The 16032-nt window shown below is 71.3% G+C and carries 13 protein-coding genes; 11 read left to right on the top strand and 2 right to left on the bottom strand.

Annotated elements, in window-relative coordinates:
- Window positions 1-9 precede the first annotated feature (9 nt).
- Together ABD324_RS01165 and ABD324_RS01170 are read left to right on the top strand one after the other, a co-directional pair.
- Window positions 10-855 carry a fumarylacetoacetate hydrolase family protein gene (locus ABD324_RS01165; protein ID WP_344411606.1) on the top strand — a complete coding sequence of 282 codons (846 nt, stop codon included), beginning with the start codon at window positions 10-12 and terminating at the stop codon, window positions 853-855.
- Window positions 852-1529: a maleylpyruvate isomerase family mycothiol-dependent enzyme gene (locus ABD324_RS01170; protein ID WP_344411607.1), complete on the top strand. Its 678-nt coding sequence runs from the start codon at window positions 852-854 to the stop codon at window positions 1527-1529. The genes ABD324_RS01165 and ABD324_RS01170 overlap by 4 nt, the downstream gene beginning before the upstream one ends.
- A 41-nt stretch (window positions 1530-1570) precedes the next feature.
- Here ABD324_RS01170 and ABD324_RS01175 read toward each other — a convergent pair whose 3' ends face one another.
- Window positions 1571-3148, bottom strand: a complete 1578-nt coding sequence (locus ABD324_RS01175; RefSeq protein ID WP_344411608.1) for a carboxylesterase/lipase family protein — start codon at window positions 3146-3148, stop codon at window positions 1571-1573.
- 356 nt (window positions 3149-3504) lie between these two features.
- Here ABD324_RS01175 and ABD324_RS01180 point away from each other — a divergent pair, with 356 nt between their 5' ends.
- From ABD324_RS01180 to ABD324_RS01210, 7 genes are all read left to right on the top strand, one after another.
- Window positions 3505-4485, top strand: a complete 981-nt coding sequence (locus ABD324_RS01180; RefSeq protein WP_344411609.1) for an alpha/beta fold hydrolase — start codon at window positions 3505-3507, stop codon at window positions 4483-4485.
- A gap of 284 nt (window positions 4486-4769) precedes the next feature.
- Complete coding sequence (locus tag ABD324_RS01185; protein WP_344411610.1) at window positions 4770-6335, top strand: ABC transporter substrate-binding protein; 1566 nt, start codon at window positions 4770-4772, stop codon at window positions 6333-6335.
- Window positions 6336-6427: 92 nt separating this feature from the next.
- Window positions 6428-8770 carry an arylsulfatase gene (locus ABD324_RS01190; RefSeq protein WP_344411611.1) on the top strand — a complete coding sequence of 781 codons (2343 nt, stop codon included), beginning with the start codon at window positions 6428-6430 and terminating at the stop codon, window positions 8768-8770.
- A gap of 29 nt (window positions 8771-8799) precedes the next feature.
- A complete protein-coding gene (locus tag ABD324_RS01195) occupies window positions 8800-9759 on the top strand; it encodes a formylglycine-generating enzyme family protein (RefSeq protein ID WP_344411612.1) in 960 nt (319 codons plus the stop codon).
- A 29-nt stretch (window positions 9760-9788) separates the two neighbouring features.
- The gene (locus tag ABD324_RS01200; RefSeq protein ID WP_344411613.1) at window positions 9789-11027 is read left to right on the top strand and encodes an ABC transporter substrate-binding protein; all 1239 of its coding nucleotides are present in this window, start codon (window positions 9789-9791) and stop codon (window positions 11025-11027) included.
- A gap of 8 nt (window positions 11028-11035) precedes the next feature.
- Entirely contained in the window at window positions 11036-12535 is a 1500-nt protein-coding gene (locus ABD324_RS01205; protein ID WP_344411614.1) for an aldehyde dehydrogenase, read from the top strand.
- A gap of 31 nt (window positions 12536-12566) precedes the next feature.
- On the top strand, window positions 12567-13670 hold the full coding sequence (locus ABD324_RS01210) for an NDMA-dependent alcohol dehydrogenase (RefSeq protein WP_344411615.1): 1104 nt from the start codon (window positions 12567-12569) through the stop codon (window positions 13668-13670).
- Between the two features lie 9 nt (window positions 13671-13679).
- Here ABD324_RS01210 and ABD324_RS01215 read toward each other — a convergent pair whose 3' ends face one another.
- Entirely contained in the window at window positions 13680-14471 is a 792-nt protein-coding gene (locus ABD324_RS01215; RefSeq protein ID WP_344411616.1) for a TetR/AcrR family transcriptional regulator, read from the bottom strand.
- A gap of 111 nt (window positions 14472-14582) precedes the next feature.
- On the opposite strand from ABD324_RS01215, the gene ABD324_RS01220 reads away from it, so the two are divergent.
- Window positions 14583-15809, top strand: a complete 1227-nt coding sequence (locus ABD324_RS01220; RefSeq protein ID WP_344411617.1) for a cytochrome P450 — start codon at window positions 14583-14585, stop codon at window positions 15807-15809.
- Window positions 15810-15820: 11 nt separating this feature from the next.
- Complete coding sequence (locus ABD324_RS01225; RefSeq protein ID WP_344411618.1) at window positions 15821-16015, top strand: ferredoxin; 195 nt, start codon at window positions 15821-15823, stop codon at window positions 16013-16015.
- The last annotated feature ends 17 nt before the right edge of the window (window positions 16016-16032 follow it).

Genomic DNA, 16032 nt, shown 5'->3' on the forward strand with positions numbered 1-16032 from the left:
GGACAACGCGTGAGACTCATGACCCTTCGCACCGCCGCAGGCACCCGAGCCGCCCGCGTCGAGGGCGAGCACGCGGTCGAGATCGACGCCCCGGACGTCGGGGCCCTGCTCGCCGACCCCGGTTGGCGGGCCCGCGCCGAGGCCGCCGACGGGATCCGGCACGAGCTCACGGGAGCGGACGTCGCCCCGGTCGTGCCGCGGCCGGGCAAGATACTGTGCGTCGGGCTGAACTACCGGACGCACATCCTCGAGATGGGCCGCGACCTGCCTGCGCACCCCACCCTCTTCGCGAAGTTCCCGGAGGCCCTCATCGGGCCGGGCGACCCGGTCCGTCTCGACACCGAGGCCGAGGCGGTCGACTGGGAGGCCGAGCTGGCCGTCGTGGTCGGGGCGCCCGTGCGCAGGGCCGGCGAGGACGACGCCGCGGCCGCGATCGCCGGCTTCGCCGTGCTCAACGACGTCACCATGCGTGGCTGGCAGTACCGGACCACGCAGTGGTTGCAGGGCAAGACCTTCGAGGCGACCACGCCGTTGGGGCCGGAGCTCGTGACCCCCGACGAGCTCCCCGGTGGCGTCCGCCCCGCCCTCGACCTCCGGTGCACGGTCGACGGCGAGACCGTCCAGTCCGCCAACACCGCCGATCTCGTCTTCGACCCGGTCGCGCTGGTCGCCTACATCTCGACGATCCTCACCCTCAACCCCGGCGACGTCATCGCCACCGGGACGCCGGGCGGGGTCGGGCACGCCCGCAAGCCACCCCGCTACCTCCGGGACGGCGTCGTCCTCGGCACGGAGATCCAGCTGCTCGGCAGCCAGCACAACCCCGTGCGGGCCGGCGCGGCGATCCCGGCATGACGGCCGGGGCCCGCGCCCGCGGGTGGGCGGACGACGGCTTCCTGTTGCTGCTCAAGGGGATCGACGGGCTGACCGAGGCCGACCTCGACGACGACTGCGCGCTGCCGGGGTGGAGCCGCCGGCACCTGCTGGCGCACGTCGCCTCGAACGCGGAGGCCGTCGGACGGCTGCTGGCCTGGGCCCGGACCGGGGTCGAGACCCCGATGTACAGCTCGCCCGACCAGCGCACCGCCGACATCGCCGCCGGTGCCGCCCGACCCGATCTCCGCGACTGGGTCCGTGAGTCTGCCGTGGCCCTCTCGCGGGCCATGGACGAGCTCCCCGAGCAGGCGTGGGACCACGAGGTGGTCACCGCGCAGGGGCGGGTGGTCCCCGCGAGCGAGACCACCTGGATGCGTGCCCGCGAGACCTGTGTGCACGCCGTCGACCTCGGGACCGGGACCACGTTCGGGGACCTCCCCGAGGACTTCCTGGCCGCCCTCCTCGACGACGTCGCCGGCTGGCGGGGCTCCCGTCCCGGACCGGCGATCGTCCTCACCACCCCCCGGACGCACCACGAGCTCGCCGGCGACCCGCCCGTCACCCGGCTCGACCTGCCCCTGGCCACGGCCGCGGGCTGGCTCACCGGGCGGCACACCGCATCCGAGCTGCCGGCGCTGCCGCGCTGGCTCTAGCCGGAGTGCGGGTCCCGCAGGCACGCGCCTGCGGGGCCCGCTCAGCCGACGAATCCGGGGCCGGACCAGTAGGCCTGCCAGAAGGCGAGCCGGCGGCGGTCGAGGATGTCCGCCACGGTGTCCTCGAGGTCCCACACCTTCGTGATCGGCGACCGGCCGTCGAAGACCGGCCACTCGATCTCCCCGCCGTCCGTGGGGTCCCCGCACCGGGCGAAGGAGATCCACGCGCGCTGGATGCGCTCGGCCAGAGCCCGGTCCGGGTCGGTCCAGGCCCAGTCGCGATCCGCGTACGTCCCGAAGAGGTAGAGCACGTCGGCGGTGTGGAAGGCGCCCACGTCCGCACCCTCCAGCACCGCGGGGGCGGGCGGGACGGGCGGCCGCCGGGCGAACCGGAAGTGCCAGACGGGCGCCCCGAGGTTCTCATTGTGCAGGATCGCCGCGTTCCACGAGGGCATCACGAAGATCTCGTCGCCGGCCAGCGACCAGCTCGCCCGCCTGACGGCGGTGTCGTCCGCGGCCGGGTAGAGCGCGAACGCCTCCCCGGCGCGGTCGCCGAACTTCTCCGCGAGGTAGGCGCGGTACGCGGCCACGGTCGGCAGGTAGCGGGCGCCGCCCTGCTCGTCGTCCACGTTCCCGACCAGGGCGGGGATGTCCGCCGCGCGGCCCTGCTCGAAGGAACGCTGGACGGGTTCGGTGAGCACGTACCCGTCGACGACGGGATAGCCGGCGTCGTACCGATGCATGCTGAGGCCGCCGGGAGCGGAGTCCGAGACCCACGCCCCGCGGCCCCGGGGCAGGTCGGCGCGCACGATGACCTCGGGATCCAGCGTCCTCGCGTCCGCCACCGAGCCGATCCCGAGGGACGCGAAGAGCTCGACGCCCGCCTCTTCGGCCGCCCGCAGGGTCGAGGCGTACGCGGGGTTCCCCGGACCGTCGATCGCGGGCGCGACCCCCGGCCCGCTGTGCGCGATGACCCGGTGGAAGAGCCCCCGGGCCAGGGGCGAGCAGCGCAGCTTCTGGGCGCTGTCCCCACCCGCCGAGACGCCGCCGAGCGTGACGTTGCCCGGATCGCCGCCGAAGGCCTCGATGTTGCGCTGCACCCACTCGAGTGCCGCGATCTGGTCCATGAGCCCGTAGTTGCCGGAACCGCCGTACCCGGTCTCGGCCGAGAGCCCCGGGTGGGCGAGGAACCCGAGCCGCCCGAGCCGGTACTGGATGGTCACCACGGTGATCCCCCGGCTCGCCAGGCGGGCGCCGTCGTAGAGGGGGTTGCTCGCCGAGCCGAAGGTGAAGGCCCCGAAGTGGACCCACACGATCACCGGACGGTCGTGGTCACCCGCCGGCCCCGTCCAGACGTCGAGGGTCAGGCAGTCCTCGTCGAAGACGGACTCCTGCCCCGAGAAGAGCGAGCCCGAGGGCGGTGCGAGCTGCCAGCTCGCCGGTCCGAACTCGGTCGCGTCCCGGACACCGGCCCAGGGCACGACGGGTCGCGGTGGCCGCCAACGGTTCGCGCCCGTCGGCGGGGCCGCGTACGGGATTCCCAGGAAGCTGCGGACCCCGAGATCCGGTCGTGCGGTGCCCCTGAGGATCCCGCTGTCGATCCTGACGTCCTCGTCCACGACCACGATGCTGGCACGCCCGCAGGTCCGGGTCGCGCCTCTTCTGCATCGAGGAACGGATGGCGCCCCACCGGCGCGGCCCGCCCCCGGAGCGGATGCACCGGGCGTGAGCGTTGACGCCGCCGACGCGACCTCAGTAATGTGCTGGCTGGCCAATTAGTGACCCACGCACCATCGCACCTGGCCGCGGACGATTCACCCGGCGACGCAGCCGGTCCGCGCCATCCGGGAGGAGAGTCAGCGGTGACACCCAGGGGCTCAGCGGTGACGCGCAGGGGCATGATCTCGTGCGGCGCCGGTACCGCACGCGGCTGCGCCGCCCGGACGTCGCAGCCGACCGACACCCGGTCCGGGGCGTGAACGTGGACGCGACCACGAGCCGGATCGAGGTCCCCTCCGGCGATCTGACCCTCTCCGTGCAGGTGGCGGGCACCGGCCCGCTGGTGATCCTGATGCACGGCTGGCCCGAGCTGGGGCTGTCCTGGCGGCATCAGGTCGCGCCGCTCGCCGCCGCGGGCCACACGGTCGCCGTGCCGGACATGCGGGGTTTCGGCGGTTCCGGCAAGCCCGCGGACGTCGGGGCCTACGACCTGGACTCGCTCGCGGACGACATGGCGGCCGTCGCCGCGCACCTCGGGGCCCGGACCTGGGTCGCGGTCGGGGACGACTGGGGTGCCTTCGTCGCCTGGCGGTGCGCCCTGCGGTTCCCGGACGCGGTGCGCGGGGTCTTCTCCATCGGCGTGCCGTACATCCCCTCGGACACGCGCCCGCGCAGCAGCGCCACGGACACCGAGGGCTTCTTCTACGTGCGCTACTTCCAGGAGGTCGGCCTCGCGGAGGCCGAGCTCGAGGCCGACGTGCACGGCTCCCTGCGGCACATCTTCTTCGCGTTGTCGGGCGGCGCCCCGCAGGACGCGTGGCTCACCCCGCGGCCCGCCACCTCGCGGCTGCGCGAGGGCCTGGTCGAGCCACCGCCGGGCCCGCTGTCCTTCCTGCCCGACGACGTGCTCGAACGCTTCGCCGCCGCCTACCGGGCGGGCGGGTTCTTCGGCCCGGTCTCCTGGTACCGCAACGGGATGGCCAACGCCGCCCAGGCCGCGGCCTACGGCGACGGCCGGATCCGGCAGCCCGCCGGCTTCCTGGCGGGCGAGCGGGAGATCGTGCTGTCGATCAACCCGGACGGCCGGCAGGCCCAACGGGCGCTGATCGACGACCTGCGGGTCGACCGGATCGTGCCGGACGCGGGCCACTGGCTCGCCCAGGAACGTCCCGCCGAGGTCACCGCGACCCTGCTGGAGTTCCTCGCGGAGCTCCCCGCACCCGTCGTCGCACGATGAGCGCGGACCGACGTCCTCGTTCGGGTGCGATGCCGACGACTCCGATGTCCGCCGGGCCACACAACCGTCGAATGACGTACCGGAAAGTGCCAGGTGGCGGACGTGAACCGGCCGGAAGGTTACCCTCCAGTAATGCTTGACCGGACATTTGGCGGTGCCTACCGTAGCCGCAACGCGTGACCTGGAAGTCCGGCGATGACCGACTGCTGAGGGGCGCAGTCCGGCTGGGTGCCGTTCGACGCACGGGCGAGGGCATCCCCGATCTCAATGGAGAGAAGTAGCCCATGTCTGGATTCATCCGGCGCGGAGCCCGCTGGCTCGCGCCCGTCCTGGTGGTGGCTGCACTGACCACCGCGTGCGGAGGCGGCGGCGCCGCCACGTCCACACCCACGGTCGACGCCCTCACCCTCTCCGCCGCCTTCGACACCGCCACGGGCGGCTGGGACCCGGGTCGGACCCCGGCGAAGGTCCAGGACGACGGCAACATCATGACCGCCCTCTACGGCAACCTGGTGTACCGGGACATCGAGACCGGCAAGATCCTGCCCTGGCTCGCCACGTCGCTCACCCCGGACGCGAGCGGGGCCGTGTGGACCCTGGCGATCCGGCCGGACCTCAAGTTCTCCGACGGCACCGTGTTCGACGCCGCCGCCGTGAAGGCGAACTTCGACCGCCACACGGACAAGGCCCAGGGCTCGTACCAGTACTCGAGCGTCGCGGGCGTCACGACCGCGGTGAAGGACCCGACGACGGTCGTCATCACCCTGGGCAAGCCCAACTTCGGCTTCGACCAGCTCATGGCCGGGCCGCTGGGGATGATCTACTCCCCCACCGCCTACGCCAAGGACCCCAAGGGCTTCGCGACCCGTCCGGTCGGTGCCGGTCCGTACGTCCTCGAGAACTGGGCCCGGGACACCCAGGTCGTGCTGAAGAAGAGTCCGACCTATGTGGATGCCGCCTCGGTCAAGGTCGCGACCGTGACGATCAACGTCCTCGCCGACCTGAACCAGGCGCTGAACACGGTCCGCTCCGGACAGTCCGACCTGCTCGTCCAGACCTCGCCGAAGATGGCGGTCGACGCGAAGAACTCCGGTCTGGTCGTCTCGGAGTTCCCGGTGAGTGGGTTCCGGGGCTGGATGTTCAACGTGAAGTCGCCCGCGTTCAGCGACGTCCGGGCGCGGCAGGCGGTCGCGCTGGCGCTCGACCTCGACGAGCTGACCGCCGTCATCGCCCCGGCCGAGCCGACGGCCCCGAAGTCCATGTTCGACCCCAGCTCGCCGTTCTACACCGACGTCCGCCCGGCGACCGGGGACAAGGCGAAGGCCCAGCAGCTGTTCGACCAGCTCGCGGCCGAGGGCAAGCCGGTGAACTTCACCATCATGTCCACGCAGAACGGGACCACCGAGGGTGCCGTGGCGGAGGCCATCCAGGCGCGGCTCGCGCAGTTCACGAACGTCAAGGCCGCCGTACTGCCGGTGACGACCGCCGCCCGGATCGAGGCCGTGAACGTCACGCGCAACTGGGACTTCGCCAACCTGCAGCTCAACTACGCCGATCCCGAGCCGAACTTCTACTCGCTGCTGCACACCGGCGGCCAGCAGAACAAGGCCAACTACAGCAACCCCGAGATGGATGCCGTCCTCGAGGGCGTGCGCCTGACGAACGACGCCGCGGCCCGTAAGCAGGCCTACGCCACCGCACAGCAGATCGCCGCCCGGGACGTGATCATGATTCCCACCAACTCGGCCAACCAGCGCTACGCGCACAGCAAGAAGCTCGGCACCACGCTGCCGGCCACGAACGACGGCGTGATCAGGTTCGACCTGATCGGCGCGACGCCGCGGACCTGAACGGACGGCCGTCGGGTCCTCGCGGGCCCGGCGGCCGTCCGTGCCGTCCGCGCTGTTCCGAGCCGAGCCGTGCCACATCCGAAGGGACCCTCGTGACGTCTCCGTCGACCGACCCCCGTCTCCAGCTGCCGCTGCCCGACCAGGTGCGCCGCCCCTCCACCGAGCCCGACGTGCGCAACTCGGTGCATCCGCCGCTCGAGACGGCGGCGCCCCCTCGGGACGCACCCAACGTCGTGATCGTGCTGCTCGACGACATGGGCTTCGGTGCCTCGAGCGCGTTCGGCGGGCCCTGCCACATGCCGGCAGCCGAGCGCCTCGCGCAGGGGGGCCTGAAGTACTCGCGGTTCCACACCACCGCGTTGTGCTCGCCGACGCGCCAGTCGCTCCTCACCGGCCGTAACCACCACGCCGTGAACATGGCGGCGATCACCGGACTCGCGACGTCCGTTCCGGGGTACACGTCGGTGCGCCCCCGCAGCGCCGCGACCATCGCCGAGGTCCTCAAGCACAACGGCTACAAGACCGCGGCCTTCGGGAAGATGCACCAGACGCCGATCTGGGAGACCAGCGCGTCCGGCCCGTTCGACCGCTGGCCGACGGGCGAGGGTTTCGAGCGCTTCTACGGGTTCATCGGAGGAGAGGCGGACCAGTGGTCGCCGCTCCTGTACGAGGGGACCAGCCCGGTCGAGCCCCCCTCGGACCCGGACTACCACCTCAGCACCGACCTCACCGACCAGGCCATCGCCTGGGTCCGCAGCCAGCGCACACTCGCCCCGGACTCACCCTTCTTCCTCTACCTGTCGTTCGGGGCCACCCACGCCCCGCACCACGCGCCGGCGAGCTGGATCGAGAAGTACCGCGGCCGTTTCGACGAGGGCTGGGACGCCGAGCGCGAGCGGATCCTCGCCTCGCAGGTCGCGCTCGGGGTCGTTCCGGAGGGCTGCGAGCTCACCCGGCGGCACGACGAGATCCCGGCGTGGAACGACCTCAGCGAGGACGAGAAGCTCGTGGCGGCCCGCCTGATGGAGGCGTTCGCCGGCTTCGCCGAGCACACGGACAACGAGGTCTCGCGCCTCCTCGACGCCCTCACCGAGCTCGATTCCCTCGACAACACACTGTTCCTCTACATTCTCGGGGACAACGGCGCCTCCGGCGAAGGCGGAATCCCGGGAACGACCAACGAGGTGGCCAGCCTCAACGGACTGCACGACTCGACGGAGAACGTCCTCGCCCACCTCGACAAGATCGGGGGGCCGGAGTCGTACAACCACTATCCGGTCGGCTGGGCGCACGCGACGAACACGCCGTACCAATGGACCAAGTCCGTCGCCTCCCACTGGGGTGGCACGCGCGTCGGAATGATCGCGCACTATCCCGACCGCATTCCTGAGGGTGGACAGATCCGGAACCAGTGGCATCACGTCATCGACGTGGTCCCCACCATCCTGGAACTGGCCGGACTGCCCGCCCCCAAGACCGTGAACGGCTTCGACCAGCAGCCGATCGACGGGGTGAGCTTCGCCTACTCGTTCGACGACGCCGCCGCCGAGGACCAGCACACGACGCAGTACTTCGAGATCTTCGGCAACCGAGGCGTCTTCCACCAGGGATGGTCGGCGTGCACGAAGCACTCGAATCCCTGGAACGGGCGGTCGAAGCTCATCCCGTTCGCGGACGACGTCTGGGTGCTCTACGCACCGGGCGACTGGAGCCAGGCGCACGATCTCGCGGCCGCCATGCCGGAGAAGCTGCGAGAGCTGCAGGAGCTCTTCCGGGCCGAGGCCGAGCGGAACTTCGTCTACCCCATGGACGACCGTCGCAGCGAGCGACGCGACACCGAGCTCGTGGGACGACCGGACCCGCTGGCGGGCCGGACCACGATGACGCTGTACCCGGGCATGTCGCGGCTCGCCGAGAGCGCGGTTCCGACTGTCCGGAACAAGGCCCACCAGGTCAGCGCCGCGCTCAGTCTTCGCGAGGACGACGAGGACGGCGTCATCCTGTCCCAGGGCGGCCGCTTCGGCGGCTGGGTGCTGTACCTGCGGGACGGGCGCCTCGAGTACTGCCACAACTGGCTCGACCGCGAGCGCTACGTCGTCGCGGCACCGACCGCGCTCGGCGCCGGCTCGCACGTCGTCTCGTACCGGTTCGTCCCGGACGAGGGTGAGGGCTTCGGCCGGGGCGGGATCGGCGAGCTGCACTGCGACGGCGAGCTGCTCGCGTCCGCACGCATCGAACGGACCGTGCCGCACTACTTCGGCACGGCCACGAGCACGGACGTCGGCTGCGACCTGGGCAGCCCCGTGGTCGGCGGGTACCGGTGCGCACGCGGTGCGTTCACCGGAGACATCGAGTGGGTCCGGATCGACGTCGACGGGCCACCGGTGGAAGCCCCCCACCAGGTCACCGAGGACATCGAGCTGGCGACCCAGTGACGACCCAGTGACGATGTGGTGACCTGACCATGACCTGCTGCTCGGCACCGCGGCCGATCCACTCCCCCGAGGCGTCGGGGGAGGCGTCGCCGCGCCCTGTCACGGGCTCGTCGCCCGCAGACCCCGGCGACCACCGGATCGCGCAGGTCCCGGTCCCCGGCGGATCGTTCCGGATGGGCGACCATCATGGCGACGCCGCGGCGGCCGACGGGGAGGGCCCGGTCCACGAGGTCTCGGTGGCGGCGTTCGACATGGACGCCACCACCGTGACCAACGACGACTTCGCCCGGTTCGTCGACGCCACCGGATACCGCACGGAGGCCGAGGAGTTCGGCTACTCCGCGGTCTTCCACCTCGCCCTCCGCGCGCCGGAGTCGGACATCCTGGGACAGCCTCCCCACACGCCGTGGTGGCTGGGTGTGCGTGGCGCCGACTGGAGGCATCCACAGGGCCGGTGGTCGGACCTTCGCGGCCTGGAGACGCATCCGGTCGTCCACGTGTCGTGGAACGACGCGCACGCCTACTGTCGCTGGGCCGGCCGCGCCCTGCCGACCGAGGCCCGGTGGGAACGGGCCGCCCGCGGGGGGCAGGAGGGGCTGCGCTTCCCCTGGGGGGACGACCTCGCCGAGACCGACGGCTGGCCGTGCAACATCTGGCAGGGGGACTTCCCCGCGTCGAACGACCTGGACGACGGCTACCTCACCACCGCGCCGGTCCGCAGCTACGCCCCCAACGGGTTCGGCCTGTGGCAGACGGTCGGCAACGTGTGGGAGTGGTGCTCGGACTGGTACGACCCGACCTACTACCGCCGCGCCCCCGCGGTCGACCCGACCGGCCCGGACACGGGAACGGCCCGCTCCCTGCGCGGCGGCTCGTTCCTCTGCCACGACTCCTACTGCAACCGCTACCGGGTGGCCGCGCGTTCGTCCAACACGCCGGACTCGTCCGCCGCCAACATCGGGTTCCGCACCTGTACCCGACAGCCGTGACCGCCCCACCACATCCTCGAGGAGCCTCTGTGAGAACGAGAACCAAGACTGTCCTGGCCATGACCGTGGTGCTCGCCGCCGCCGTCAGCGGCTGCGCCACCACGTCCGGGAGCGCCTCGGGCGGCGGGGGGAAGGCCGACCCGATCGTGCTGTTCTCCCCGATCCCGCTGTCCGGCAGCCGCCAGTACAACGAGACCGTGGCCGGCGAGAACGCCGCCGCCGCCGCGATCAACGCCGCCGGCGGGATCAAGGGCCGGCCCATCGAGATCAAGACCTGCGACTCGAAGAGCGACCCCACGCAGGAGGCCGTCTGCGCCCAGGAGATCGTGACGTCGAAGCCCGTCGCCGTGATCGCCCAGGCAACGGGCCGGAGCACCGCGGTCACCGACACCACCAACGAGAACAAGATCGCGAGCATCGGTGGACTGGGCTTCGGATCCACGGACGCGCTGCGGGAGAGTGTCGCGAGCTTCCCGCTGAGCACGGGTCCGACGGCGCCGATGGCGTGCCCGGCCGGGCTCGGCGCGGACGGCCGGAACCGCCTCGGGGCCATGGTCACCGACCTGGCGTCGGGGGCCGTGATCGCCCAGGCCGCCGAGGCGGCGACCAAGGCCGTTCCCGGCACCGCCTGGACGAAGACGGTCAAGGTCCTGCCCGAGGCGACCGACATGGCCGGGCTCTTCCAGACCATGCTCGACAGCCAGTCGAACGGCGTGCTCTTCGCCGGCTCCGTCACGCAGACGATCGGCCTGCTCCAGGCCAACAACAACCGGATCGGCCTGTGCGGAGCGGACGCCCTGACGGTCGACGCGCTGACCAAGCTCGGTCCGATCGCGAACGGCTGGATGATCATGTCCACCACGCCGCCGATGGACATCGTGGGCCAGAGCGGCGCCGACGGCGCCCAGTTCCTGAAGGACATGAGCGCCTACCAGGCCGCGAGCAACAGCCCCTACGCCGCCGAAGGCGCCTTGCGGACGACGACCCTGTCGGGCTGGTTGGCCGTCCGGGCGTTCCAGCAGGTGGCCGGCAAACTCGACCAGATCACGTCGAAGTCCGTGTTCGACGCGTTCACCACGACCAAGAACCTGAGCTTCCCCGGGCTGCTGCCCTCCCCGATCGACTACACCACGTTCCAGCCGATCCCGGCGTTCGCGCGCCTCTTCCAGCCGCAGTACACGGCCTACAAGTGGAACGCGAGCACGAAGCACTTCGAGAGCACCGGCACCACGGTCAACCTCATCGACCTCCTGAACAAGGGAAAGTAGGTCCTCCGATGGGGACACAGGCGGCGACGACGACGTCCCGCACCGAGGTGCCGTTGCGCCGGACGGACAGGTTCTACATCGGTGGCGAGTGGGTGGCGCCCTCGACGGACTCGACGATCGACGTGGTCGACTCGGCGACCGAGGAGCTGTTCTTCCGGGTGGCCGAGGCACAGGCCGCGGACGTCGACCGGGCCGTGACGGCGGCTCGGCGGGCGTTCGACGAGGGCCCGTGGCCCACGCTGAGCCACACCGAGCGGGCCGGGTACCTGAGCGCGCTCGGCGAAGGGGTCCGGGCGCGGTCCGCCGACGTGGCGCAGATCTGGTCGCGGGAGACCGGTGTGGTCCACGGTCTCGCGCAGCTGATGCTGGCCGCCGTGCCACGTGAGTACCAGTTCTACGCGGACCTGGCGCACACGTACCCCTTCGAGGAGCCGGCACCGGAGGCCCCGCGCCGTCCCTTCGCCATGCTGGTGCGGGAGCCGGTCGGGGTCGTGGCCGCGATCATCCCGTGGAACGGGCCGATGGGCCAGATCGCGCACAAGATCGCGCCGGCGCTGCTCGCCGGGTGCACGGTGGTGCTCAAGGCGTCGCCCGAGGCGCCCGGCAGCGCGTATCTGATGGCCGAGATCGCGGAGTCGATCGGGCTGCCGGCCGGCGTGCTCAACGTCGTCACGGCGGACCGGGAGGTGTCCGAGCTGCTGGTCCGGGACCCGCGGGTGGACAAGATCTCCTTCACCGGGTCGACCGCGGCGGGGCGGCGGATCGCGTCGCTGTGCGGGGACCGGATCGCCCGCTACACCCTGGAGCTGGGCGGGAAGTCCGCCGCGGTGGTGCTCGACGACGTCGACCTCGAGAGGACCGCCGCGACCCTCGCGGCCGCGGAATGCCACCTCAACGGGCAGGTGTGTTCCTCGCTCACCCGGATCGTGGTGTCCCGCAAGCGTCACGACGCGTTGGTGGAGGCCCTGGCGTCGACGTTCGGGCAGGTCCGGGTCGGTGACCCGTTCGACTCGTCGTCGCAGATGGGGCCGCTGGCCGCGGAGCGTCAGCGGACCCGGGTGCTGGGGCTGATCGAGAAGGGCAAGGCCGAGGGTGCGACGTTGGCCGCCGGTGGGGGCCGTCCGGCGCACCTGGAGCGGGGCTGGTTCGTGGAGCCCACGGTGTTCGGCAACGTGGACAACGACTCCACCATCAGCCGGGAGGAGATCTTCGGGCCGGTCCTGTCGGTCATCCCGGCCGAGGACGAACAGGACGCGGTCCGGATCGCGAACGACACCATCTACGGGCTCAACGCCTCGGTGTTCACCGACGACGTGGACCGGGCTCTGGCCGTCGCCCGCAAGATCCGGTCCGGCACGGTGGGGCACAACAACTTCCGCACGGACTTCTCCATCGGCTTCGGCGGGTTCAAGCAGTCCGGGATCGGCCGCGAAGGCGGCAAGGAGGGCCTGTTCCCCTATCTGGAGAGCAAGACCGTGATCCTCGAGGGCACCCCGCAGGGCTACTGAACCGTCGACGAGTACTGAGAAGGGAGCCTTCGTGAAGGCACAAGCGGCAGTCCTGTGGGAGACCGGCAAGCCGTGGAGCGTCGAGGAGGTCGAGCTGGCCCGGCCGGGCGAGTACGAGGTCCTGGTGCGCAACGAGGCGAGCGGACTGTGTCACTCGGACCACCACGTCCAGGTGGGGGACAGCCCGGCGACGCTACCGCTCATCGGCGGCCACGAGGGCGCGGGCGTGGTCGAGGAGGTCGGCTCGGCGGTCCGGGGCTTCGCGCCCGGCGACCACGTCGTCTACTCCTACATCCCCTCCTGCGGCCAGTGCCGGTGGTGCTCGACCGGGCACCAGAACCTCTGCGACATCGGCGCCTTCCTGATGAAGGGGGCCACCGAACGAGGCCCCCGGGCACAGGCCCGCGGGCAGGGCGTCGGCGCGCTGGCCCTGATCGGCACCTTCGCGAACTACTCGGTGGCCCACGAGGCCTCCCTGGTGAAGGTGCCCGAGTACCTGCCCTTCCCCCAGGCCGCACTGCTGGCCTGCGGCGTCCCCACCGGCTGGGGCTCGGCCGTCTACATCGGACAGGTGAAGGCCGGTGACACCGTCGTGGTCGTCGGCGCCGGCGGCATCGGGATGAACGCCGTGCAGGGAGCCCGCCTCGCCGGAGCCGAGTACATCATCGTCGTCGACCCCGCGCCGACCAAGCAGGACGCCGCGCCGTCGTTCGGGGCCACCCACACCGCCGCATCGATGGAGGAGGCCGTCGCCCTGGTCTCGAAGCTCACCTGGGGGGTGATGGCGGACGTCGGCATCCTCACCGCCGGTGTGGTCGAGGGCACGATGATCGCCCCGTTCCTGGACCTGATCTCCAAGAACGGTGTCGGCGTGCTCACCGGCATCGGGCACGAGTCGGACGTGAAGCTCCCGCTCAGGACGTTCACGCTCTGGCAGAAGCAGCTGCGCGGCACCATCTACGGCGGCTGCAACCCGCGGGCGGACATCCCCCGGCTGATCCGCCTCTACGGGTCCGGACACCTGAAGCTCGACGAGCTGGTCTCGGCGACCTATCCGCTGGAGGAGATCAACCAGGGCTACACGGACATGATCGACGGCAAGAACATCCGCGGCGTCGTCACGCACCAGCACTGAGCTCGGCGGTCAGCGTATCCGGTCCGACGGGCCGGGCTTCCCGAGACCGGCGACGCCGCCGCGGCTGCGGAGCTCCTCGACGTCGGAGGGCTCCACCGGGTGGCCCGGCAACGGGCCACCCGGGGTGCGGAGGCCTTCGGTCATCAGGGTGAACAGCCGGTCGAACACCATCTCACCGAGGTCGTCGCCGATGGGCGGCACCAGACGGGACACCGCGCCGAACGCCAGCACGACGTCCCCGATGCCGATGTCGGCACGCATGCTGCCCTGCTCCTGGGCCCGGCGCAGCAGCGTGCTGACCACGGCGGTCACCTCGACGCGCTGTTCGGCGACGCCCGGCAGCTCACCGGTCCTGCCGTCGATGGCCGAGAGGGCGGTCAACATGCTGCTCACCCTCAGACCGCGCGCCGAGCGCAGGAAGGTGAACAACGCCGCCATCGGGTCCGTCCGGTCCTCCTCGGCCGCGCGGGCCAGCTCGACGAGACGGGCGTAGTTGTCGAGCAACACCGCCGAGATGAGCTCGTCGCGGTCGGGGAAACGCCGGTACAGCGTGCCGACGCCGACCCCGGCCGCGCGGGCGATCTGCTCCATCGGGACGTCCGCGCCCACGCGGACGAACAGCGTGCGGGCCGCGTCGATGATCTGTTCGCGGTTGCGTCGTGCATCAGCACGCAGCGGGGCCGACTTCTGATCATCCTGCACTCGTACCTGCCCGACGTCGTCGTACCGATCCTGACCCGACGGGCATCCTCGCACGTCGGGGATACAACATCGGGGATACAACGGACCGGCACCGGTCACCGGTGGCGACGGACCGGCACAACCCGATCGGCGGATGTGGAAGATTTTCGTCCGTATCCTAGGCTTGCCGTGCAGAGCACTGTCGCTCGCCCCTACCGAAGGTGACTGAACATGACGGACACCACGGCACCCGACCTGGCCGACACCGAGTTCCCGATCGGCAGGACGTGTCCGTTCGCGGCGCCGGCGGAGTACGGGCAGCTGCGTGACCGGGCACCGATCAGCAAGGTCAACCTCGTCGGCGGCGGCGAGGTCTGGTGGGTCTCCGGGTACGAGGAGGCCCGGACGATCCTGGTCGACCGCCGGTTCTCCTCCGACCGACGGCACGACAACTTCCCGATGCCCAACGGTGGCCCGACCTTCCGGGCGCGGGCCCGCAGGCAGCCGCCGTCGATGATCGGGCTGGACGGGGCCGCGCACTCCGCCGAGCGCCGAGCGCTGATCGGCGAGTTCACCGTCAGGCGCCTGACCGCGCTGCAGCCGCGGATCCAGGCCATCGTCGACGAGTTCATCGACGGCATGCTGGCCGCCGACCAGCGTCCGGTGGACCTGGTCAAGGCCCTGTCGCTGCCCGTGCCGTCCCTGGTGATCTGCGAGATGCTCGGCGTGCCGTACGCCGACCACGAGTTCTTCCAGGACCGCACCACCGCGTTGCTCCGCCGGACGACCGCGCCACAGGACCGGGAGCGGTACATGGACGAGCTCCGGGGCTACCTGGCCGACCTGATCCGGCGCAAGGTCGCCGAGCCGACCGACGACCTGTTCAGCCGCCAGATCACCCGCCGGCGCGACGACGGCACGTTCGACGAGGTGAGTCTGGTCAGCATGGCGTTCCTGCTGCTCCTGGCGGGTCACGAGACCACCGCGAACATGATCTCCCTGAGCGTGATCGGGCTGCTGGAGAAACCCGACCAGCTGGCCTCCCTGCGGGCCGACCCCACCAGGATCCCCCTGGCGGTCGAGGAGCTGCTGCGGTACTTCACCGTCGTCGAGACCGCGACCTCGCGGGTGGCGACCGAGGACGTCGAGATCTCCGGTGTCACCATCCGGGCGCACGACGGCATCGTGGTCTCCGGGCTGTCCGCGGACTGGGACCCCGACGTGTTCGAGAATCCCGAGGAGCTCGACATCGAGCGCGGCGCCCGCCACCACATCGCGTTCGGCTACGGCCCCCACCAGTGCCTCGGCCAGAACCTGGCGCGCCTGGAGCTCGAGATCGTGCTGGAGACGCTGTTCCGGCGCATCCCCACGCTGCGGCTGGCCGTGCCGATGGACGACGTGGTCTTCCGGACCGATGCCGGGATCTACGGCGTCTACGAGCTCCCGGTCACCTGGTGAGGAGCGAGCCGGTGCGAATCTCGGCGAACACCGACGTCTGCGTCGGCGCGGGCCAGTGTGTCCTGACCGGACCCGGTGTGTTCGACCAGGACGACGACGGCGTCGTCGTCCTGGTCACCGACCAGCTCGACGACGAGGCCGCGGTGGCCCGGGCCCGCATCGCGGTCGACCTGTGCCCGTCCCGGGCGCTCTCCGTCGTGGACTGAGCCACCGCCGGCGACCC

The sequence above is a fragment of the Pseudonocardia ailaonensis genome (genome assembly GCF_039531635.1).
In the GTDB taxonomy this organism is placed as follows: domain Bacteria; phylum Actinomycetota; class Actinomycetes; order Mycobacteriales; family Pseudonocardiaceae; genus Pseudonocardia; species Pseudonocardia ailaonensis.

Bases quoted from the DNA above. Each gene is read 5' to 3' on its own strand.
- ABD324_RS01205 (WP_344411614.1), top strand. From the start codon at position 11,036: ATGGGGACACAGGCGGCGACGACGACGTCCCGCACCGAGGTGCCGTTG.
- ABD324_RS01220 (WP_344411617.1), top strand. From the start codon at position 14,583: ATGACGGACACCACGGCACCCGACCTGGCCGACACCGAGTTCCCGATC.
- ABD324_RS01195 (WP_344411612.1), top strand. From the start codon at position 8,800: ATGACCTGCTGCTCGGCACCGCGGCCGATCCACTCCCCCGAGGCGTCG.
- ABD324_RS01170 (WP_344411607.1), top strand. From the start codon at position 852: ATGACGGCCGGGGCCCGCGCCCGCGGGTGGGCGGACGACGGCTTCCTG.
- ABD324_RS01185 (WP_344411610.1), top strand. From the start codon at position 4,770: ATGTCTGGATTCATCCGGCGCGGAGCCCGCTGGCTCGCGCCCGTCCTG.